Source organism: Bradyrhizobium sp. Ken51 (genome assembly GCF_055807435.1).
Genome location: NZ_JBVVPB010000005.1, coordinates 98922 through 118703 on the forward strand (window position 1 = coordinate 98922; position 19782 = coordinate 118703).

Below are 19782 nucleotides of genomic sequence, written 5' to 3' on the forward strand. Positions count from 1 at the left end.
CCGTAGCCCGGATGGAGCGAAGTGCAATCCGGGGCCGCTATCGCCTGAAAGCCGCGCCTGTCCCGGATTACGCTTACGCTCCATCGGGGCTGCGCCTCTCCATCAGTTCTTCAACCGATACCCCGTGCGGAAAATCCACCAGATCGCGACCAGACAGATCACCAGGAACGCCGTAGTCATGCCGATGCTGACGGCCATGCTGACGTCCGCGATCTCGTAGAAGCTCCAGCGGAAGCCGGAGATCAGATAGACGACCGGATTGAGCAGTGCCACCGTGCGCCAGGCGGGCGGCAGCATGTCGATGGAATAGAAGCTGCCGCCGAGGAAGGTCAGCGGCGTCACCACCAGCATCGGGATCATCTGCAGCTTTTCGAACCCGTCGGCCCAGATGCCGATGATGAAGCCGAACAGGCTGAACGTCACCGCCGTCAGCACCAGGAAGGCCAGCATCCAGACCGGATGATGGATGTGCAGCGGCACGAACAGGCCGGCCGTGGCGAGAATGATCAGGCCGAGGATGATCGATTTGGTCGCGGCCGCGCCGACATAGCCGAGCACGATCTCGAAATAGGAGATCGGCGCCGACAGGATCTCGTAGATCGTGCCGGTGAATTTCGGGAAGTAGATGCCGAACGAGGCGTTGGCGATGCTCTGCGTCAGCACCGAGAGCATGATCAGGCCCGGCACGATGAAGGTGCCGTAGCTGACGCCCTCGACCTGGCTGATGCGCGAGCCGATCGCGGCGCCGAACACCACGAAATACAGCGAGGTCGAGACCACCGGCGAGACGATGCTTTGCAGCAGCGTGCGCCAGGTGCGCGCCATTTCGAACAGGTAGATGGCGCGGACAGCCCGGTAGTTCATGACGCCCTCACGAGATCGACGAAGATGTCCTCGAGCGACGATTGCGTCGTGTCGAGATCGTTGAAGCGGATGCCGGCGGTGCGGAGGTCGCCGAGCAGGCTGGTAATGCCGGTGCGCTCGCCCTTGGTGTCGTAGTCGTAGACCAGCGTCGCGCCGCCGTCACAGAGGTCGAGCTCGTAATGGCCAAGACTCTCCGGCAGCGCATCGAGCTTGCCTTGCAGGTGCAGCGTCAGCCGCTTCTTGCCGAGCTTCTGCATCAAGGTGGCCTTGTCCTCGACCAGCACGATCTCGCCCTTGTTGATGACACCGATGCGGTCGGCCATCTCCTCGGCTTCCTCGATGTAATGCGTGGTCAGGATGATGGTGACACCGGATTGCTGAAGCGTGCGCACCACCTCCCACATGCCCTTGCGCAACTCGACATCGACGCCGGCGGTCGGCTCGTCCAGGAACAGGATTTGCGGCTCGTGCGACAGCGCTTTGGCGATCATCACGCGACGCTTCATGCCGCCGGAGAGCGTGATGATCTTGCTGTCCTTCTTGTCCCACAGCGAGAGGTCCTTCAGCACCTTCTCGATATGATCGGGGTTCTTCGGCTTGCCGAACAGCCCGCGGGAGAAGCTCACGGTCGCCCATACGCTCTCGAATGCATCGGTGTGCAATTCCTGCGGCACCAGCCCGATCAGCGAGCGCGCCTTGCGATAGGAGGTCTGGATGTTCTCGCCGCCGACGAGGACCTTGCCTTCGCTCGGATTGGCGATGCCGCAGATGATCGAGATCAGCGTGGTCTTGCCGGCGCCGTTGGGGCCGAGCAACGCGAAGATTTCGCCGCGCTTGATGTCGAGATTGACGTTCTTGAGCGCCTTGAAGCCGGACCCATAGGTCTTCGACAAATTGGCGACGGAAATGATGGAGGACATGATGGCCGCAAGTCTGAGGGGCAAAGGCTGGGGAGGGAGGCTGGAACCAGCCGGGAGGGGCGGGTCAGCGGAGCCCTGAGATAGGAAGGCCCTTGCGCGGCTGCAATCAGCGGGAGAAAAATGGCCTCAAAACGGACCCTTCGGTGGCAGGTTTCGGGCAAGTGTTGCGCGATGGTCACGGCTCGCCGCTAAGATCGTCGTTCACGCGGCTCTTTGTTGCGTCTGCGAGCAGGCCATGGCTACGATTCCGATCGAAGCATACTCCCAGGGAAAAGATCGATGAGACCGAACGGCCGTCATACCGCCGGCGCCAGCCAGTTGTCCGCCCTCCGTGCGTGGGCGATGGGCCTGCTTCTGCTGTCAGCTGTTGCCATCAGCCCGACCGCCGCCAAGGCGGCGCCGAGCCAGGCTGCGGTCGCGACCACGCATGTCTACCTGCTCCGCGGCGTGCTCAACATCTTCTCGCTCGGGCTCGACACGATCGGCGCCCGCCTCCAGGCGCAGGGCATCCCGGTGACCGTCGCGAATTTCGTGTCCTGGTCCTCGCTCGCGGACGAGGCGGCTGCCGCCTACAAGGCCGGCCGGCTCAAGACCATCGTGCTGGTCGGGCACTCCTCCGGCGCGACCGCGCTGCCGGACATGATCGCCAAGCTCAACCGTCTTGGCGTTCCCGTGAAACTCGCGGTCGGGCTCGACTCCGTGTTCAAGACCAAGCTGTCGACCGGCGCTGAACGCTACATCAACATCTATATCGGCGACGGCCCCGGCGAGCCGGTGAAGCGCGCGGACGGGTTTCGCGGCAAGCTCGACAATGTCGACGTCCGCGGCTCCGGCGTCGGCCACATCTCGATCGACAAGAACGAGGCGATCCAGCGCCGCGTGATTGCCGAGATCGACGCCGCAATCATGCGCTCGCGCGCACCGGCTCCGGTTGCCGAACCCGGCGCGCCCAGGCCGGCGCGTTCGGCGGCGGCAACGGCTCCCCGGAATTAAGCCCTTCGCCGCAAGGCGCTGAATTGACAATGCCGCCGTCATGCCGACGGCGGCATTGTCGTATCTGCGCCAGCCAGACTTCTGCACAAGACAACGCTTGAGCACCTGCCGGTCGGAGGAAGGGAACTCGGCACCCGATCTGGTGTTGTCACACCATGACAAGAAAACGAAACGTCGGCCCCATGGCGGTTCAGCCCGAGCGGGCGTGGGCCGGTCGACCTGTTTCCGAAAATGTCCTTGAGAAAAAGCCGCAGCCGCAATCGAGCCAGTTGAGCGCGACGCGAGCCGGCCTGTTGAGGCAGCACGCGCTCCGAACGCAGCGTGCGCTGCTCGCCGGCAACAGCGACGGTCGCAAGAGTTAAGAGTTCCTCGAATTGACAGGCCGGTTTTCCGGTGTGCCGTCTGTCTGGGGCCAGTCCACGTGAAGTTTTTTCAGTGCCCGTCATGCCGCCATCCTGTCTCGTTCGAGCACGTCGCGTGCGCGAATTGCAGCACCGAGCTGGCGTTCGATTCCTCGCGCATCGAGATGACGAAACTTGCATCCCATCAAGCTTGCCGGAATCGCGAGATCATCGGCTGCAACTGGTGTGTCGAGGGCGCGGACTGGTATTGCGGCTCGTGCCGCCTCACGCGCACGATTCCAAACCTCGGCAGCACCAGAAACATCATGCTCTGGCGCCGCATGGAGGAAGCCAAGCGCCGCCTTCTCTATGATCTCGGTCGCCTCAGGCTTCCTCTCGCATCCCGCACCGGCGAACAATTGGCGTTCGACATTCTCTCGGACGAGGTCAGTCCGATCCTGACCGGGCATCTGTCGGGCCTGATCACGCTCAACCTTGCGGAGGCCGACGATGTCGAGCGAGAATCTCGCCGCGTGGCATTCCGGGAGCCGTACCGCACGCTGCTCGGGCATTTCCGGCACGAGATCGGTCACTTCTATTGGGACCTGCTCGTTGACGGCACGACATTCCAGGCTCCGTTCAAGCTGATCTTCGGTGACCAGGCGCAGGACTATCAGGCCGCGATCAACTCCTATTACAGCCGCGCCGATCGTTCATACGACCGCAGCGGCTTCATCAGCGAGTACGCCACGTCCCATCCCTGGGAAGATTGGGCGGAAACGTTCGCGCATTTCCTGCATATCGTGTCGACGCTGGACTCGCTGGCAGGTTTGCCGTTGTCGCTGGACGAGCGCGCCCGCCAGACCCTGACCGATCCCTATCTCGAGAGCGACTTCGAGGCACTCCTGGCCCTGTGGATGCCGCTTGCTCGCAGCATCAACGAACTCAACCGCTCACTCGGCATGAGCGACGCATATCCGTTCGACATATCGCCGGCGGTCAAAGGCAAGCTGCATCTCGTCCACATGGCGATCAGCGCATTCCGCGATCAGCAGAGCCTGGCGGCGTAAACGTCGCGGTGGACAGCCCCCGTTACGTCAGGAAGGCGCGAATGGAATCCGCGATCTCCTTCGCGTGCGTCTCCAGCGCGAAATGACCGGTGTCAAAGAACTGCACCTGGGCGTTCGGATTGTCGCGCTTGAATGCCTCGGCGCCGGGCGGAATGAAGAATGGATCGTTCTTGCCCCAGACCGCGAGGAACGGCGGCTTGTGCGTGCGGAAATACTCCTGGAAGGCGGGATAGAGCGCGACGTTGCTCTTGTAGTCGCCCATAAGATCGAGCTGCACGTCGTCCGCGCCCGGGCGCGCAAGGTAGAAATTGTCGAGATTCTGCCCGTCCGGTGACACGGTCGTCGGATCGGGGACCCCATGCGTGTACTGCCAGCGCGTCGCTTCCGGCGTGAGGAAGGCGCGCAGCGCATCGCGATTGGCGGGCGACGGATCCTGCCAATAGGCCCTGATCGGTGTCCAGCCCTCACTCAGGCCATCCACATAGGCGTTGCCGTTCTGCGAGATGATCGCCGTGATCCGCTCGGGGTGACTGAGCGCAAGCCGGAAACCTGTCGGCGCGCCGTAGTCGAAGACGTAGACGGCGAACCGGTCGAAGCCGATCACTTCGGTGAAGCGTTCGATCACGCGTGCGAAATTGTCGAACGTGTAACGGAAGCTTTCGCGCGAAGGCATGTCGGATTGGCCGAAGCCCGGAAGGTCGGGCGCTACGATATGGAACCTGTCCGCAAGCAACGGAATGAGGTCACGAAACATGTGACCTGCGCTGGGGAAGCCGTGCAGCAGCAGGAGTTTTGGCGCGCCGACAGTACCGGCCTCGCGATAGGCCACCTTGAATCCGTCGACATCCGCGCTGCGGTACGTGATTGAGGCCATGACATTCTCCATTGGAAGTAACCATATAGAAGCTTTTTAAGAGGTTACTATTCGCCGTCGTAACTTGTCAATGGCACCCTAACTGGTTATCTACGTCCATGTTCTCCCGACCGGCCAAGGACCGCTCATGGACCGCCCGCCCGCCATGTTCATCGCCGACTCGCTCGGCCTAGACTTCCTCAATTCGGTGGCGACGCCGGTCGATACGCCAATGGACTGGATCGACGATGGCGATGGCCTGATCGACTGGCTGGCGCAGGCGAAGCTGGTGCCGGCGGATGATCTGCACGCGCTGACGGCGCGCGCCACGCCCGATGAGCTGGACAAGGTCGCGGATCAGGCGCGCGCCTTGCGGGAATGGTTCAGGGGGTTCGTGCGCAAGCATGCAGGCCGGCCGCTCACGGCAGATGCATTGCGCGAGCTCGGTCCATTGAACAGCCTGCTGGAGCGCGACGAAGCGTTCAGCCGGATCGAGCCCGGGCATGACGATGGCGGCGCTCTCGCACTGCGAATGAAGCGGCGCTGGCGATCGCCGGAAGCGCTATTGCTGCCGGTTGGCGAAGCCATGGCGAAGTTCGTATGCGAGGAGGACTTTTCGAACGTCAAGGCATGCGAGGGTCACAACTGCACCATGCTGTTCGCCGACCACACGCGCAGGCGCGCGCGACGATGGTGCATCATGGCGGTCTGCGGCAACCGCGCGAAACAGGCCGCGCACCGCAGCAGGCTCAAGACCATGCAGTAACTGGGCGTCGAGATGCGCGAATCAGCGCGGATCGAGCCCCGGTTCCGTGCCCCAAATTCCACCCAATCGGCCGTCACTAAGCGCCTTTGGGGGAGGCTGCAGCCTCCCGGAGTGGGACTGCTGGACTGATGATCGATTTGAGGCGACTCCTCGCGCTGGCAGCCGTTGCGCTGCTCGCCTTGAGCACCGGGACGGCCGTTGCCTCACCCGCCAAGACGAAGCCCACGGCGACCGCACCCGCCGCGCCACCGCCCCCACCGTTCGAGCCGTTGCCCCCGCCGAAAATCTACCTGTTCCGTGGCGCCATGGGGCCGTTCTTCTCCACCGGTATGGACCGGCTCGAAGAGAAGCTGACGCAGGCCGGCTTTTCGGCCAACGTCTATGAATTCACCATCTGCCGATGGATCGGCGATCGTGCCATCTCCAGCTACAAGGAAACGCCGGCGCCGATCGTGCTGATCGGGCATTCGATGGGCGGGCTCTGCTCGATCGTCATCTCCGAGATGGCGGCCAAGGAGAACGTCCCGATCAGCCTCGTCATCACCATCGATCCCGCGCATGCGACCGGCGACGTGCCGCTCAATGTCGAGCGCTTCATCAACATCTTTCTCTCCGACAGCGTGCTCGGCGGCGGCAACGTGGTCGCGGTGCCGGGCTATCGCGGTCACTATGCGAGCTATGATTTGAAGGAGAACGCGCGCGTCAGCCACATCAACATCGAGAAGTCCGACGACATCCATCGTCAGATCGTCGACATGGTCACGCAGTTGCCGCGCATTCCGCCCCAGACGCAGGTCGATGCCGTGCCGCTGCGCTATCTCGTGCCGGCGAATACGCTGGTCGAATTGTGGGACAGTGGCGTGCGGCTACCGGTGCGCCGCGGCGACACCATGGAGAGCATCGCGGCGGCCAACCGCGTGCCGCTGTGGTCGCTGGCGCAGAGCAACTCGCTGCCGGAGAACGCAACGCTCACCCCCGGCCAGTCCATCATCGTCCCGCGCCACCTGATACCGCCGGAGCCGACAGCCGCAATGGCAACCCCACCGCCCGCACGGCGGTAAGCGGTCGGCAACGGAGATGGCCGGGATGGAGCTTGTCTGCTGCCAGGCACCATCCCTCGCGGCCTCTGTCATTCACGCATCTTGTGCCGCGGCACCCATCCTGATGCGGGTGTCGCCAAGGAGGAGCGAGCCGTGGCGCAAGCCCGACTCGCCGGGCGATAGGGCGCGGCGAGAAGCATCAGAAACAACGCCCTTTCAGCCGCATATTTGGCGGCAGGTCGGCCATTTTCGTAGCCGTGCATGACCAGGCGTCCTTCCGTCGTGCAGACACGCCACCGCCATGTCCTTCGACCGCATTTCTTCAGGAACACTTCGAAGGTCGGGAGGTGTTCGGGCATGTCGATCACCCGTGGCTGCTTGCCGTCAGGCGCGTGGCTGCGTTCCCCGCCGCCCGGTTCGGAGCCTGAAAGGTGAGCGGAAAGACGGAGACGGCGAGCTTCTCGATCGCCGAGCGTTCCTCCGACACACGTCTCTCGATGAACCGCCGTTCGAACTCGGTCAGCTCAGTCTTGAGCAACCGCTGATAGCGGCTGATGTTGCTGCGATGGCTGCGCAACAAGGCCAGCTCTTCATCGACCATCATCGCAATCCCCGTAGCTGTCGTGGCCTAGGCTGCGAGGCCGGTTCGTTCGACGGATCGCGTGCGGGCCGGCTTGCCGCCCGGAGGTCCCTTCGGATGGTGGTCGAGGCTCGCGAGCGCTTCCAGAATTTCGTCGATCGTGACGGCCTTGCCCGAGCCGGGCAGCTCCCGCAATGTCGGACTCGAGGCGACACTGGCTGCGTCCGAAGCCCAGGACGCGAGGATCGCGCGCTTCTCGCCGATCGACAGAGTTGGGTCGGCTAGGACGTCGCGGGGATGATCATAGACAGAGCCAGGGTGCAGTATCGCGTTCAGATCGATGATGTTGTCGACATGATCGAGCATGAGAGGTCCTCCTCCTTTCTCTAAACCTCTGACTTGCATTCGGGTACGCGGTCGAAGGCCATGGTCGATCCCGCCCGACGTTCGGACGGGATCACGCAGGTCTCCGACAGACCGAATTCAGGCGGCTTTGCCTTCGAGTTGATGCACGTTGCCGGACGGCGCGGCATTGATGGCAATTCGCCGCGGCTTCATGGCTTCAGGGATTTCCCGGACCAGTTCGATCTTGAGCAGACCGTTCTCGAACGAGGCGCTGTGCACCTGAACATAATCGGCCAGGTTAAACTGCCGCTTGAACGGCCGCGCGGAAATGCCCCGGTAGAGATATTCGCGTTCGGTCCTGTCCGGCTTGTTTCCCTCGACGGTCACCGCGTTTTGCTCGGCAGTCACCGTGACCTCGTTGGGTGCAAAGCCCGCAATGGCCAGCGAAATCTGGTAGCGATCCTCGCCGACGCGCTCGATGTTGTAGGGGGGATAGTTGTCCTCGCCGGCACGCTGTGCCGTTTCAACGAGGTCGAAGAGGCGGTCGAAGCCAACGGTCGAACGCCACAAGGGAGAGAAGTCGTAAGTGCGCATAGCCAGATCCTCCAAGGAGCAAAATGGATACGAACGACACCGGACACGACCGGTGCCCGTCTCAGCTTCCCGACCCACCAGGCGTCGGGAACGCCACCTCTCGGCGGCAGCGGAAAAATAAAAAAAGCCCGTTTTGGTTTCAAGAGGGGGTCTGAATTTTTTTGGAATCCCTGGCGCTTCCCGCGCCAACCCTCCCCCGCAGAACGGGGGAGGGAGGAGACGCACCTCGACTAGACGTTCGATCCGTGGATCGCCTCGATCACGGCATCCGTCACGTCCTTCGTCGTCGCCGTGCCGCCGACGTCGGGCGTCAGCACGCCGGCTGCGCAGACGCGCTCCACCGCCGCCATCAACCGCACCGCCGCGTCTTTCTCGCCGAGATGCTCCAGCATCTGTGCGCCGGTCCAGAACGTCGCGACGGGGTTCGCAATGCCCTTGCCGGTGATGTCGAAGGCCGAGCCGTGGATCGGCTCGAACATCGAGGGGAAGCGGCGCTGCGGATCGATATTGGCGGTCGGCGCGACGCCGAGGCTTCCCGCCAGTGCCCCGGCGAGGTCGGAGAGGATGTCGGCGTGCAAATTGGTCGCGACGATGGTGTCGAGGCTCTTCGGATGCAGCGTCATGCGCACCGTCATGGCGTCGACCAGCATCTTGTCCCAGGTCACATCGGGGAATTCGGCCGCGACCTCGGCGGCGATCTCGTCCCACATCACCATGCCATGGCGCTGCGCGTTCGACTTGGTCACCACGGTCAGGAACTTGCGCGGGCGCGACTGCGCGAGCTCGAATGCATAGCGCATGATCCGCGTGACGCCAACGCGGGTGAACACTGCGACCTCGGTGCCGACCTCTTCCGGGAGACCCCTGTGGGCGCGGCCACCCATGCCGGCATACTCGCCCTCGGAATTCTCGCGCACGATCACCCAGTCGAGGTCGCCGACGCCGACATTGCGCAGCGGCGAGGCGACGCCCGGCAAGATCTTGGTCGGCCGCACATTGGCGTATTGGTCAAAGCCCTGGCAGATCGGCAGCCGCAGGCCCCACAGGGTGATGTGGTCGGGCACGTCGGGCGCACCGACCGCGCCGAAATAGATCGCGTCGAATTTCTTGAGCTCAGCAAGGCCGTCGGCTGGCATCATGACGCCGTGCTTCTTGTAGTAGTCCGAGCCCCAGTCGAACGTCTTGATGTTGAAGGCAAGGTCGCCGCTGCGTTTGGCCAGCGCCTCCAGCACGCGAATGCCGGCGGAGATCACCTCGGGGCCGATGCCGTCGGCGGGGATCGCTGCAATCGAGTGGGTGCGCATGAGGATACTCCGTCCAGATGTCGGCGGGATTGCGTGACGCTAGCGAGCCTAGGCGGGGAGTGGCAGGGACTCAATTGGCGCTGGTTTATACAAAAAAATGATATAATCCCGCCACAGGATCAGGGGACGGTGAATGGAATTGCATCCGTTGCGATGCTTCGTGGCGGCGGCCGAGCAGTTGCATTTCGGCCGCGCGGCGCAGCATCTCCAGATGCTGCCCTCCGCACTCGGCCGCCAGATCAAGCTGCTGGAGCAGGATCTGGATACGCGGCTGTTCGCGCGGACGACGCGTGCGGTATCGCTGACGGAAGATGGCGCGACGCTGCTGCGCGATGCCCGTGCCATCCTCGCCCGCGTCGAGGCGGTCGAGAGCAATCTGCGCAATCGCTCGCGCGCGGGGGCTGCTCGAAAACTCCGGGTCGGCGCCATCGACAGTGCTGCGGCGGGACTGTTGCCGGCCTTGCTACGCGATTTTCGCGCAAAGCATCCTCAGATCGCGGTACAGCTTCTGGAGGAGAAGACCGTCCGGCTGCTGCCAAAGATTCTGACCGGCGCGCTCGATCTCGCCTTCGTGCGCCCGCCGGCTCAGCGGGACAAGCGGCTCGACTTCCGCGATCTGCTGCAGGAGAGCGCCATCGTGGCGTTCCCGCAGCGCCACGCGCTGGCCAAACGCAAGTCGATCACGCTGGCGGAGATCGCCGAGGAGGCGATGCTGGTGCCGGACCGTCGCTCGCGGCCGCACAGTCACGACCTTACGATAGAATTGTTCGAACAGGCAGGCCTCACGCCGCGCATCGTGCAGGTCGCCGACGAGAAGCAGACCATCATCAATCTCGTCGCAACCAGGCTCGGGGTCGCGATCGTGCCGCGCTGGTCCACGCGGATGGCGGTATCAGGCGTGCGCTTCGTGCCGCTGCGGCCCAAGCAGATCGGGCCCGTCGGCCGGCTGCCGCTCGCTGCCGCATGGCTGCGCGGCTCGCGTGATCCGGCCCGTGACGCCATGCTGTCCGTGCTCGAGACGCGTCTGCGCAGCTATGCGCGCGACGCCTGAGGCGCTATGACATCGGCTGGACGAGAGGGGTGATGCGATGATTGAACCGAGAGCTTCGAACCAATTGCGGGTTGCCATCGCGGGGCTCGGCTCGATCGGCACCAAAATCGCCACGGCGCTCGATCAGGGTATCGAGGGATTGACGCTCTCTGCCGTGGCGGTGCGCGATCCCGCAAAGCATCAGAAATTGCTCGCCAGCCTGCGTCGTCCGCCATCCGTGCTGCCGCTCGACCAGCTCGGCGACGCCGCCGACATCGTTGTCGAATGCGCGCCGAGCAGCCAACTGCGTGCGATCGTCGAGCCCGCGGTGAAACGCGGCAAGGCCGCGGTCGTCGTCAGCGTCGGCGGGCTGCTCGACAATTTCGATCTTGTCGATCTCGCCCGCGCCAATGGCGGCCGCATCCTCGTTCCGACCGGCGCGCTGATCGGGCTCGACGCCGTCAACGCGGCCGCGATCGGCACCATTCATTCGGTGAAGATGGTCACGCGCAAGCCGATCGACGGCTTGAAGGGCGCGCCGTTCATCGTCCAGAACAACATCGATATCGACAATCTGCGCGAGCCGCTCAAGCTGTTCGAAGGCACCGCGCGCGAAGCTGCAAAAGGATTTCCGGCCAATCTCAACGTTGCGGTCGCGCTGTCGCTCGCGGGCGTCGGGCCGGATCGCACCCAGGTGCAGATCTGGGCCGACCCGACCGTGACGCGCAATGTTCATCGCATCGAAGTCGAGGCGGATTCGGCGCGCTTCTCGATGTCGATCGAGAATATCCCGTCCGAAAATCCCAAGACCGGGTTGATCACGGCGCTGTCCGTAATCGCCCTGCTCCGCAAGCAGCGCGCCACGCTCAGTATTGGAACGTGACCGCTACGCCCCCGTCACGCGCCAGATCACGTTGCCGACGTCGTCGGCCATCAGCAGCGACTTCTTGTCGGGACCGATCGCGACGCCGACCGGGCGGCCGTAGGATTCTCTTTCGTCGGGCGCCAGGAAGCCCGACAGGATGTCGCGTGCGGGACCCGAAGGCTTTCCGTTCTCGAACGGGATGAACACCAGCTTGTAGCCGGACAGCGTGCTGCGATTCCATGAGCCGTGCTGGCCGATCGCCATGCCGTCCGGGAAGCCCGGCAGCGTGCCCGCGGGCATCCAGCACAGACCGAGCGAGGCGGTATGGCCGCCGAGCGCATAGTCCGGCGTGAGCGCCTTGGCGACCATCGCCGGATCCTGCGGCACGCGGTCGTCCACGGTCTTGCCCCAGTAGCAATAGGGCCAGCCGTAGAAGCCGCCATCGCGCACCGAGGTCAGATAGTCCGGCGGCGTTTCGTCGCCGAGGCCGTCGCGCTCGTTGACGACCGTCCAGAGCACGTTGGTGTTCGGCTCCCAGGCGAGACCGACCGGGTTGCGCAGGCCGGCGCCGAAGATGCGGTGCGTGCCGGCGACGAGGTCGAGCTCGTAGACCGCGGCGCGGCCTTCCTCGACCTCCATGCCCATCTCGGCGATGTTGCTGAGCGAGCCGACGCCGGCATAGAGCTTTTTGCCGTCGGGGCTTGCGAGCAGGCTGCGGGTCCAGTGGCCGCTCGGCTTGAAATTGGTGAGGCGCTTGCCCGGCGCGGTGATGCAATCGGCATTCGCCACGTACGGGAAGGCCATCACACCGTCGGTGTTGCCGACATAGATGGTGTCGCCGACCAGCGCCATGCCGAACGGCTGGCTGAGATTTTCCATGAACGCGCCGCGATACTCCGCGACGCCATCGCCATCCTTGTCGCGCAGAAGCGTGATGCGGTTGGCGCTGACGCCGAGCGCGGCTGCGCGCCGCATCGTCGCCTGCATCGCGTAATGAAACACCGACCTCGGGGCCCCCGCGATCTGCGTTGCCTCCGCGATCAGCACGTCGCCATTGGGCAGCACCTCGATCCAGCGCGGATGGTCGAGGCCGGTTGCGAACGCGTTGACCTTGAGCCCGGGCGCGACCGTCGGCTTCTGTCCTTCGCTCCAGCCCCGCGCCGTCGGCATCTTCAGTGTCGGGATGGCGCCCTGCGGCTTTGCTTCGGGAATCGCGGGCGACTGGCCCCAGGCCGGCGCAGGCACGGTGCCCGACAGCTTTCGCCATTGCAGCGCGATGCCACCGAGAAGCGCAACGAACTGCGCAAAGATGCTGGAAAAAGTCATGAGAGGCCCCTGTTTGCGCGCGCATCCAACGGGCTGACGGGGCCGACGTCAACCTGTGCGACGGGCCGCGGGGCTCTATTCCCGTGGAATGGCAGCCGTTCGAATTTGCATGGGACGAATGCCGACAGGCTAGGCCCGGAGATCAGCGGCCGATCTGCCGCTCCGCCCGGCGCGCTGCGCGAAAGTCATCCAGCTGGTGGATGTTCGGCGCCAGCGCCGCCTCTCTGGAGAGGAGATGATAGACTCGCGCGACCGTGCGCTGCTTCTGCTTCGGCCGCCCGGGCGGCAGCGCCCGCGCCTTGCGGACGGCGGCGATCGCGTGCTCGCGGAAATAATCGTAGGCGTCGGACATGGCTCGATGCTCTGCGGTGTGTGGCAGGTATCGAGGGCTAACGGGCTGGAGGGAGGGCAGTTCCTCTGGCTGTCGTCCCGGCCTAGTGCGCAACTGCGCACGGGGGCCGGGACCCATACCGCGGAATCCATCGTTTGCAGATGGCAGAAGTACCGAAGCGACGAGTCTTTGCCAAACCGCAGCCTGTGGTTATGGGTCCCGGCCTCCGCCGGGACGACATCGAATGTGGGGCGCGTTCCCCGCGCCCTCAGCGCGGCGACAGGAACGGAATGATCATCGGCACGCGGCGGCAATAGGCGCCGTAGGCGTCTTCGCCGAGCTCCTTGGACAGGAACACTTCTTCCATCCGGCCCTTCTGCCACATCCCGAGCGAGATCAGGATCGCGCCGAGCATCGCAGTCACGGTGCCGACCGCGATGCCGGTCACCAGCATGCCGAGGATCAGGCCGGTGTAGATCGGATGACGCACGATGCCGTACGGACCCGTGTCGATGACGCGGTGGTCTTGCTTGTGAGTGATGGTGTTGGACCAGAACTGTCCGAGATGCAGCCGACCCCACCAGGTGAAGGAGATGCCGGCCAGCACGATCAGCGCCACGACATAGACGGCTGTATTGCTGAACACCCAGAGCGGCTTCTCGCCGAGCACCTCGGCGGTCCAGGGCGTGAACAGGATGCCGCCGACCAGGATCGGGATGCGATAGCGGCCGGACTCCAGCGTCATCACCTGCTTCTGGGTGCGGCCCTGCCAGAACGAGGCGCCGACCCAGCTTGCGAGCCAGGCGAGCCAGATCAGGGCGAGCAGTTGCGTCGGCCAGGTCGTGGTCCAACCACCCCAGGCGACAGAGAGAAGCTTGCTGAAATCGAAGGACATGCGGAAAGGTTCTTTGGGTTGGGCGGCAGCTCAGCTGGCGCGCGAGGAGAGCGCGTGATGCTCGATGGCGCCGGAGGCAAGCGCGCCGCCGCGGGCGAGAAGATGGGTGATGGTTTCGCGCAGGACCGGCTCGATCGGGCGCGGCGCGTAGCCGAGTTCGGTGCGCGCCTTGCCGATCGAGAGGTCGCTCGCGGCGAGCGCGATGCGCACGCCCTCGGCGGTGCCGTTGGGCGGCCTGCGCGTGACGTGATCGGAGAGATATTCGAGCATGATGCCCGATAGCTCGGCCATCTTGCCGGGAACGACGACCGGGAATTGCCGGCGGCCGCTCATCGCGGACATCATCCGCAGAATCTGGCCGAGCCTGACGCAGTCGCCGCCGAGGATGTAGCGCTGGCCGTTACGCCCGCGTTCCATGGTCAGCACCAGGCCCATGGCAACGTCGCGGACGTCGACGAGATTGACCGGGAAGTCGAGATGCGGCTGCACTTTCTTCTGCAGGAAGTACCACAGCATCGCGGTCGGCGGCGTCAGATTATGATCGGCCGCACCGATCGGCATCGTCGGCGTGCCGATCACCAGCGGAAAACCTTCAGCCGCGGCCTTCGCCGCGCAATGCTCGGCCAGCGATTTCGACCGCGTGTAGGCGCCCGGCATCACATCGGCCGGCTGGAGCGCCTCTTCGGCGGGAACACCGTTGAGGTCGGAATAGGGGAACAGGATCGATTCTGTCGAGCAGTGCAGAAAGCGCGAGATGCCGCGCTTCATCGCGGCCGCGAGCACGATCTCGGTGCCGCGGCAATTGACGTCGTGAAAGGCTTGCTTGTCGGCGACCCACATGCCGGGCAGGCCGGCGAGGTGATAGACCTGATCGACACCCGCGATCGCGGCATCGACCGCGGCGCCGTCCAGCACCGAGCCATGGGCATATTCAACGTCGGCATACGGCGTGGCCGGCGCACGGACATCGAGCACACGCACCCGCTGCCCACGGGCGCGGAGCGCTTCTACGAGATGATGTCCGATGAAGCCGCTGCCACCGGTAACCAGTACGAGAGCCATGCAGAAGGTTTGCTGTTTCGCGTCTAGAGCTATCGGGTTGAAAGAGAATTGGTCGGAACAGGCGCCAGAATCGCGGCAAGGTCGCGACGGAAGCCCAATGCAATGAATAATTTTGCCATGACAAACATCGGTCCAAGCAGAAAATGCGTGGGGTGGTCGACCATCGACGGCTGCCGCTCCTCGAAAACCTTGTGGCCGACGATCTGCGAAGCGACGCCAATTCCGATCAGCACCGCAAAAATCGACCACATCATGACGATCGAGACCTGATTGCCGATCGCGGTTGCGACCGAAAGCAGCACGATCATCGAGGCGAGGATGCCGAGCCCGATCCCGGCGTCCAGCATCAGCCAGTAGACCAGCACCGGCAGGGCAAGAATCACGGCGAGGCTCACCTCGATCCCGAACAGCGGGAAATGGACCAGCGTCAGCGGCAGCACGGCGCCGGTGAAGAGCAGGAGGATGCCGACCACGTGCATCGCGCAGTTCCAAGGATCGCGATGATATTCGACGTAGTCGGCCAGCTGGCGTTGAAAATAACTGGCCATCTCGGTCTCGTGCAGCATGGGGTCGGGAAGGGCGAAAAAAGCCTATAGCACCTGATAGGGCGGTGCACAAACCGGCGCGATTGTCGCGCGAAACCGCGCTGTTGCGCTGTGAGACAGGTCACAAAACGATCGGGACTTCAAAGGGTTCCGTCAGGGGTCGCGGCGCGTCCGCTCAGCGCTTCTTGGCGGGCTTTTTCGCCGCAGGCGCAGGTGTCGCAGCCGGATGCGCAGGCGCTTCCTCCGGTACCTTGGCGTAGGTCGCGATTTGCAACTGGCCGTTGACGGCCGAGCTTGGCCTGGCCCGGTCGAGAAACTGCTCCTCGCCGAGGCCGATCGGATGCAACCGCTTGGTCGAGATCTTGAACGTGTTCACCAGCACGTCGCGAATCGCGTCCGCCCGGCGCTGGCTCAGGATCGCGTTGGCCTCGCGCGTCTTCGCGTTGGATTCGACATGGCCGACGATCAGGAACGTGTAGGGCAGCAGCGAAGCATGGACCAGCGCGTCGGCGAGGCGGCCGACGGTCTGGTAGGAAGCCGGCTGGATGATCGGCGTGTCGGCGTCGAACTGGATCTGGGCGGTGAAGGTCGGCAAATTGACCAGATCAGGCGCGATCAGCGGCCGGTTCACCGGACCCGGATCATTCTTGATCCTGGCCTTGGCCCGCTCCATCACCTGCAGCTTCAGCGCGGGGAGATCGATCTCGGCGGGCTGTTCGAAATGGTTGAGCTTGCCGACGATGTCATCGCGGGTCGGCGGCGCCGTCTGCGCTTGGGCTGCGCTCGCGAGCAAAGCGAGGCCGAGCACGATGGATATTCCGGCGGTGAAAAGCCTGTTCGCTGGCATCACCGATACCCCGCGTCGTCGACGGCCTTCAGGCAGTTGTTGCTGATGCCCTTGGGGGTCGAGACCAGGCAGGGGACCGCCTTGCTGGTCTCCTTGGTCGAGCCGCCGCAGACCTTGACGATCTCGCGCTGGCAGGCGTTCGCCACCGTGACGCGGGCGGCGACGCGCTTCTGGATGGCATCGAAGGCGCCGAGATAGTCGCTCTGGCACTGCTGGGAGAGCACGTCGCGGTTGCGCGACAGGCACTCCTTCAGGCGGGTCGAATCCGGGTTAACGCCGCGGCAATTGGCGACGATTTCCGCACCGCAACTTTTCGCCAGCATCCCGATAGAATCGCCAAAGCTCATGGTCTCCGCCGCTGCAAGCGACGGCATAACCAATGCCAGTACGATCAGTGTGATGGAGCCCCGAACCATGGCCGCATCTGATACGGGGAAGTTCGCGGTGGTCAAGGGGCGTAGAAGGAAGAAACGGCAGCGTAACGCCACCGCCACACAGGGCAGGGGCCTCACGCCCGCTGCACAAAACTATCCACGACCTTCTTTTCCCCCGCCTTGTCGAAGGCGATGGTGAGCTTGTTGCCGTCGATCTTGGTGACGCGGCCATAGCCGAATTTCTGGTGGAAGACCCGGTCTGAGAGGGAGAATTCCGAGGTCGTGCCGGTGGATTTGGCCACCAGCTCGCCCTCGATCGTCAGCGGCCCGCGGCGGCGCGAGGAGAAGCTGCCGAAATCGGGCGAGGATGACTGGGACGAAAACGACGAGGCCTGTTCCTCGAAGCTGCCGCGGCCGCCATTGCCGCCCCCACCGCCGCCGCGATTGCGATTGGCCTGGGCGCGCTGCCAGCCCGGGGTCGAATAGGTGGAGCCGAACGCTTCCATGTCGTCGAAGCGGGAGGCGCCGTAGCCGCCGGTGCCGCCCCAGGCCGAGCCGCCCTTGGATTCCGTGATCTCGACATTGGCCGCCGGCAGTTCGTCGAGGAAGCGCGACGGGATCGTGGTCGACCAGGTGCCATGGATCCGGCGGTTGGTGGCAAAATAGATTTTCGCGCGGCGGCGGGCGCGGGTCAGGCCGACATGGCCGAGCCGGCGCTCTTCCTCGAGTCCGGCGCGGCCCTGTTCGTCCAGCGTGCGCTGGCTCGGAAACAGGCCTTCCTCCCAGCCGGGCAGGAACACGTTGTCGAATTCCAGGCCCTTGGCCGAATGCAGCGTCATCAGCGACACCGCGTCCTCATCGGCGCCGCTGTCGCGGTCCATCACCAGCGAGATGTGCTCCAAAAACCCTTGCAGATTCTCGAACTCCTCCATCGAGCGCACCAGCTCCTTGAGGTTTTCGAGCCGGCCCGCGGCGTCCGCCGAACGGTCCTTCTGCCACATCTCGGTGTAGCCGCTCTCGTCGAGCACGATCTGGGCGAGATCCGTGTGCGACGTGACCTCGCGCTGGGCGCGCCAGCGGTCGAACTGGGCGACGACGTCGCGCAAGGACCCGCGCGCCTTCGGCTTCAGCTCATCGGTCTCGACCACCGCGCGCGCCGCCTCGAACAGCGGAATGCGGCGCTTGCGGGCGTGGTCGTGCAGCATCTGCACGGTGGCGTCGCCCAAGCCGCGCTTGGGCGTGTTGACGATGCGCTCGAAGGCGAGATCGTCGGCCGGTGAATTGATGACGCGCAGATAAGCCAGCGCGTCGCGGATTTCGGCGCGCTCGTAGAAGCGCGGGCCGCCGATGACGCGATAGGGCAGGCCGAGCGTGACGAAGCGGTCTTCGAACTCGCGCATCTGGTAGGACGCGCGCACCAGGATCGCGATCTCGTTGAGCTTGTCGCCCTGGCGCTGGATCTGCTCGATCTCCTCGCCGATGCCGCGGGCTTCCTCTTCCGAATCCCACGAGCCTGTCACCGTGACCTTCTCGCCGTCATGGTCCTCGGTGCGCAGCGTCTTGCCGAGCCGGCCCTCGTTGTGGGCGATCAGGTGCGAGGCGGCGGCGAGGATGTGGCCGGTCGAACGGTAGTTGCGCTCGAGGCGGATGACCTTGGCGCCGGGGAAATCATGGTCGAAGCGCAGGATGTTGTCGACCTCCGCCCCGCGCCAGCCATAGATCGACTGGTCGTCGTCGCCGACGCAGCAGATGTTTTTGGTGGGGCCTACAGGGACAGCCGTCATTCCGGGATGCGCCGAAGGCGCAGACCCGGAATCTCGAGCTGAGGACTCATCTCCGGATTCCGGGTTCGGCTCTTCGAGCCGCCCCGGAATGACAGTGGGCGAGGTTGGCTTCGATGGCGCCTGCGACAGCAGCCGCAGCCACAGATACTGCGCGACGTTGGTGTCTTGATACTCATCGACCAGAATGAATTTGAAGCGCTGCTGGTACTGCCGCAGGATATCCGGGTGCTCGCGGAAGATGCGGATGTCCTCGAGCAGCAGATCGCCGAAATCGGCGGCGTTCAAAATCTTCAGCCGCTCCTGGTAGCTCGCATAGAGCTTGCCGCCCTTGCCGTTGGCGAAGACGGCGGCTTCGCCCGAGGGCACCTGCGACGGCGTCAGGCCGCGGTTCTTCCAGCCGTCGATCAGCCCGGCCAGCATGCGCGCGGGCCAGCGCTTGTCGTCGATGTTGTCGGCTTGCAGCAGCTGCTTCAGGAGCCGCACCTGATCGTCGACGTCGAGCACGGTGAAGTTCGACTTGAGCTGCGCCAGTTCGGCGTGGGTGCGCAGGATGCGTCCGCCGATGGAGTGGAAGGTGCCGAGCCACGGCATGCCTTCGACCGCATGGCCGAGCATCTGACCGAGCCGGTGCTTCATCTCGCGCGCGGCCTTGTTGGTGAAGGTCACCGACAGGATCTCGGAGGGGCGGGCGCGGCCCTGGCTCAGGATATGGGCGATGCGCGTGGTCAGCACGCGGGTCTTCCCGGTGCCGGCGCCGGCCAGCACCAGAACCGGGCCGTCCAGCGTCTCCACAGCCTCGCGCTGCTCCGGATTGAGCCCGGACAGGTATTGCGGGCCTACCGAGGCCCGCGCACGCGCGGCGATGCCGCCGGCCGCCGGCTGGTGGTCGGGGACGCTTTGGGACGTGATCTTGCTCGGCTCGGTCATGCGAATCATTTGCCCCACGTTGGCACCGCGGGGTGGTGAAAGGGGAGCCTTCTTAACAGGGATTGGTCCCTATATAGGGCCGCGGTCGGGGGTTTTCCACGTGCGCGGAAAGCCAATTTGTTCCTG

Annotated in this window: 21 protein-coding genes; 6 read left to right on the forward strand and 15 right to left on the reverse strand. The window is 64.4% G+C overall.

Annotated elements, in window-relative coordinates:
- Window positions 1-102: 102 nt before the first annotated feature.
- Complete coding sequence (locus AC0L27_RS11600; protein WP_354060558.1) at window positions 103-864, reverse strand: ABC transporter permease; 762 nt, start codon at window positions 862-864, stop codon at window positions 103-105.
- Window positions 861-1784: an ABC transporter ATP-binding protein gene (locus tag AC0L27_RS11605; protein ID WP_007600889.1), complete on the reverse strand. Its 924-nt coding sequence runs from the start codon at window positions 1782-1784 to the stop codon at window positions 861-863. Before AC0L27_RS11605 ends, AC0L27_RS11600 begins: the two co-directional genes overlap by 4 nt.
- Before the next feature lie 279 nt (window positions 1785-2063).
- Between AC0L27_RS11605 and AC0L27_RS11610 the strand changes: the two genes are divergently transcribed.
- Window positions 2064-2777 carry a hypothetical protein gene (locus AC0L27_RS11610; protein WP_354060560.1) on the forward strand — a complete coding sequence of 238 codons (714 nt, stop codon included), beginning with the start codon at window positions 2064-2066 and terminating at the stop codon, window positions 2775-2777.
- Window positions 2778-3198: 421 nt separating this feature from the next.
- On the forward strand, window positions 3199-4188 hold the full coding sequence (locus AC0L27_RS11615) for a zinc-binding metallopeptidase family protein (RefSeq protein WP_473319024.1): 990 nt from the start codon (window positions 3199-3201) through the stop codon (window positions 4186-4188).
- A 22-nt stretch (window positions 4189-4210) separates the two neighbouring features.
- Here AC0L27_RS11615 and AC0L27_RS11620 read toward each other — a convergent pair whose 3' ends face one another.
- Window positions 4211-5062 (reverse strand): alpha/beta fold hydrolase, encoded by an 852-nt coding sequence (locus AC0L27_RS11620; RefSeq protein ID WP_473319025.1) that lies wholly within the window; start codon window positions 5060-5062, stop codon window positions 4211-4213.
- Between the two features lie 127 nt (window positions 5063-5189).
- Between AC0L27_RS11620 and AC0L27_RS11625 the strand changes: the two genes are divergently transcribed.
- A complete protein-coding gene (locus AC0L27_RS11625) occupies window positions 5190-5807 on the forward strand; it encodes a CGNR zinc finger domain-containing protein (protein WP_354205364.1) in 618 nt (205 codons plus the stop codon).
- 128 nt (window positions 5808-5935) lie between these two features.
- A complete protein-coding gene (locus AC0L27_RS11630; protein ID WP_473319026.1) occupies window positions 5936-6868 on the forward strand; it encodes a LysM peptidoglycan-binding domain-containing protein in 933 nt (310 codons plus the stop codon).
- A 343-nt stretch (window positions 6869-7211) separates the two neighbouring features.
- Here AC0L27_RS11630 and AC0L27_RS11635 read toward each other — a convergent pair whose 3' ends face one another.
- From AC0L27_RS11635 to AC0L27_RS11650, 4 genes are all read right to left on the reverse strand, one after another.
- Window positions 7212-7451, reverse strand: a complete 240-nt coding sequence (locus AC0L27_RS11635) for a hypothetical protein (RefSeq protein ID WP_473319028.1) — start codon at window positions 7449-7451, stop codon at window positions 7212-7214.
- 24 nt (window positions 7452-7475) lie between these two features.
- On the reverse strand, window positions 7476-7793 hold the full coding sequence (locus AC0L27_RS11640; protein ID WP_354205370.1) for a hypothetical protein: 318 nt from the start codon (window positions 7791-7793) through the stop codon (window positions 7476-7478).
- A 117-nt stretch (window positions 7794-7910) separates the two neighbouring features.
- Window positions 7911-8366 (reverse strand): small heat shock protein HspD, encoded by a 456-nt coding sequence (gene hspD, locus AC0L27_RS11645; RefSeq protein WP_007613480.1) that lies wholly within the window; start codon window positions 8364-8366, stop codon window positions 7911-7913.
- A 230-nt stretch (window positions 8367-8596) separates the two neighbouring features.
- A complete protein-coding gene (locus AC0L27_RS11650; protein WP_473302185.1) occupies window positions 8597-9670 on the reverse strand; it encodes a tartrate dehydrogenase in 1074 nt (357 codons plus the stop codon).
- Between the two features lie 133 nt (window positions 9671-9803).
- On the opposite strand from AC0L27_RS11650, the gene AC0L27_RS11655 reads away from it, so the two are divergent.
- Window positions 9804-10721: a LysR substrate-binding domain-containing protein gene (locus tag AC0L27_RS11655; RefSeq protein WP_473319030.1), complete on the forward strand. Its 918-nt coding sequence runs from the start codon at window positions 9804-9806 to the stop codon at window positions 10719-10721.
- 37 nt (window positions 10722-10758) lie between these two features.
- Window positions 10759-11583 (forward strand): aspartate dehydrogenase, encoded by an 825-nt coding sequence (locus tag AC0L27_RS11660; protein WP_354205376.1) that lies wholly within the window; start codon window positions 10759-10761, stop codon window positions 11581-11583.
- Between the two features lie 3 nt (window positions 11584-11586).
- On the opposite strand, the gene AC0L27_RS11665 is transcribed toward AC0L27_RS11660, so the two are convergent.
- The 8 genes from AC0L27_RS11665 to AC0L27_RS11700 form a co-directional block, all read right to left on the reverse strand.
- Complete coding sequence (locus AC0L27_RS11665) at window positions 11587-12891, reverse strand: PQQ-dependent sugar dehydrogenase (protein ID WP_473319033.1); 1305 nt, start codon at window positions 12889-12891, stop codon at window positions 11587-11589.
- Between the two features lie 142 nt (window positions 12892-13033).
- Window positions 13034-13243 (reverse strand): hypothetical protein, encoded by a 210-nt coding sequence (locus AC0L27_RS11670; RefSeq protein ID WP_275173407.1) that lies wholly within the window; start codon window positions 13241-13243, stop codon window positions 13034-13036.
- A 247-nt stretch (window positions 13244-13490) separates the two neighbouring features.
- Complete coding sequence (locus AC0L27_RS11675; protein ID WP_007600907.1) at window positions 13491-14117, reverse strand: methyltransferase family protein; 627 nt, start codon at window positions 14115-14117, stop codon at window positions 13491-13493.
- Between the two features lie 30 nt (window positions 14118-14147).
- Window positions 14148-15179: an NAD-dependent epimerase/dehydratase family protein gene (locus AC0L27_RS11680; RefSeq protein ID WP_473319037.1), complete on the reverse strand. Its 1032-nt coding sequence runs from the start codon at window positions 15177-15179 to the stop codon at window positions 14148-14150.
- Window positions 15180-15208: 29 nt separating this feature from the next.
- A complete protein-coding gene (locus tag AC0L27_RS11685) occupies window positions 15209-15745 on the reverse strand; it encodes an Mpo1 family 2-hydroxy fatty acid dioxygenase (protein WP_342761069.1) in 537 nt (178 codons plus the stop codon).
- A 154-nt stretch (window positions 15746-15899) separates the two neighbouring features.
- Window positions 15900-16571 carry an OmpA family protein gene (locus AC0L27_RS11690; RefSeq protein WP_473319040.1) on the reverse strand — a complete coding sequence of 224 codons (672 nt, stop codon included), beginning with the start codon at window positions 16569-16571 and terminating at the stop codon, window positions 15900-15902.
- A complete protein-coding gene (locus AC0L27_RS11695) occupies window positions 16571-16987 on the reverse strand; it encodes a hypothetical protein (protein ID WP_275173415.1) in 417 nt (138 codons plus the stop codon). The genes AC0L27_RS11690 and AC0L27_RS11695 overlap by 1 nt, the downstream gene beginning before the upstream one ends.
- Before the next feature lie 92 nt (window positions 16988-17079).
- Window positions 17080-19665: an ATP-dependent helicase gene (locus tag AC0L27_RS11700; protein WP_473319043.1), complete on the reverse strand. Its 2586-nt coding sequence runs from the start codon at window positions 19663-19665 to the stop codon at window positions 17080-17082.
- Window positions 19666-19782 lie beyond the last annotated feature (117 nt).

Excerpts from the sequence above, each read along its gene's own strand:
- AC0L27_RS11660 (WP_354205376.1), top strand. The coding sequence starts at position 10,759 with ATGATTGAACCGAGAGCTTCGAACCAATTGCGGGTTGCCATCGCGGGG.
- AC0L27_RS11675 (WP_007600907.1), bottom strand. The coding sequence starts at position 14,117 with ATGTCCTTCGATTTCAGCAAGCTTCTCTCTGTCGCCTGGGGTGGTTGG.
- AC0L27_RS11695 (WP_275173415.1), bottom strand. The coding sequence starts at position 16,987 with ATGGTTCGGGGCTCCATCACACTGATCGTACTGGCATTGGTTATGCCG.
- AC0L27_RS11600 (WP_354060558.1), bottom strand. The coding sequence starts at position 864 with ATGAACTACCGGGCTGTCCGCGCCATCTACCTGTTCGAAATGGCGCGC.
- hspD (WP_007613480.1), bottom strand. The coding sequence starts at position 8,366 with ATGCGCACTTACGACTTCTCTCCCTTGTGGCGTTCGACCGTTGGCTTC.
- AC0L27_RS11635 (WP_473319028.1), bottom strand. The coding sequence starts at position 7,451 with ATGATGGTCGATGAAGAGCTGGCCTTGTTGCGCAGCCATCGCAGCAAC.
- AC0L27_RS11700 (WP_473319043.1), bottom strand. The coding sequence starts at position 19,665 with ATGATTCGCATGACCGAGCCGAGCAAGATCACGTCCCAAAGCGTCCCC.
- AC0L27_RS11650 (WP_473302185.1), bottom strand. The coding sequence starts at position 9,670 with ATGCGCACCCACTCGATTGCAGCGATCCCCGCCGACGGCATCGGCCCC.
- AC0L27_RS11630 (WP_473319026.1), top strand. The coding sequence starts at position 5,936 with ATGATCGATTTGAGGCGACTCCTCGCGCTGGCAGCCGTTGCGCTGCTC.
- AC0L27_RS11670 (WP_275173407.1), bottom strand. The coding sequence starts at position 13,243 with ATGTCCGACGCCTACGATTATTTCCGCGAGCACGCGATCGCCGCCGTC.
- AC0L27_RS11690 (WP_473319040.1), bottom strand. The coding sequence starts at position 16,571 with ATGCCAGCGAACAGGCTTTTCACCGCCGGAATATCCATCGTGCTCGGC.
- AC0L27_RS11605 (WP_007600889.1), bottom strand. The coding sequence starts at position 1,784 with ATGTCCTCCATCATTTCCGTCGCCAATTTGTCGAAGACCTATGGGTCC.
- AC0L27_RS11680 (WP_473319037.1), bottom strand. The coding sequence starts at position 15,179 with ATGGCTCTCGTACTGGTTACCGGTGGCAGCGGCTTCATCGGACATCAT.
- AC0L27_RS11685 (WP_342761069.1), bottom strand. The coding sequence starts at position 15,745 with ATGCTGCACGAGACCGAGATGGCCAGTTATTTTCAACGCCAGCTGGCC.
- AC0L27_RS11665 (WP_473319033.1), bottom strand. The coding sequence starts at position 12,891 with ATGACTTTTTCCAGCATCTTTGCGCAGTTCGTTGCGCTTCTCGGTGGC.
- AC0L27_RS11620 (WP_473319025.1), bottom strand. The coding sequence starts at position 5,062 with ATGGCCTCAATCACGTACCGCAGCGCGGATGTCGACGGATTCAAGGTG.
- AC0L27_RS11610 (WP_354060560.1), top strand. The coding sequence starts at position 2,064 with ATGAGACCGAACGGCCGTCATACCGCCGGCGCCAGCCAGTTGTCCGCC.
- AC0L27_RS11625 (WP_354205364.1), top strand. The coding sequence starts at position 5,190 with ATGGACCGCCCGCCCGCCATGTTCATCGCCGACTCGCTCGGCCTAGAC.
- AC0L27_RS11640 (WP_354205370.1), bottom strand. The coding sequence starts at position 7,793 with ATGCTCGATCATGTCGACAACATCATCGATCTGAACGCGATACTGCAC.
- AC0L27_RS11655 (WP_473319030.1), top strand. The coding sequence starts at position 9,804 with ATGGAATTGCATCCGTTGCGATGCTTCGTGGCGGCGGCCGAGCAGTTG.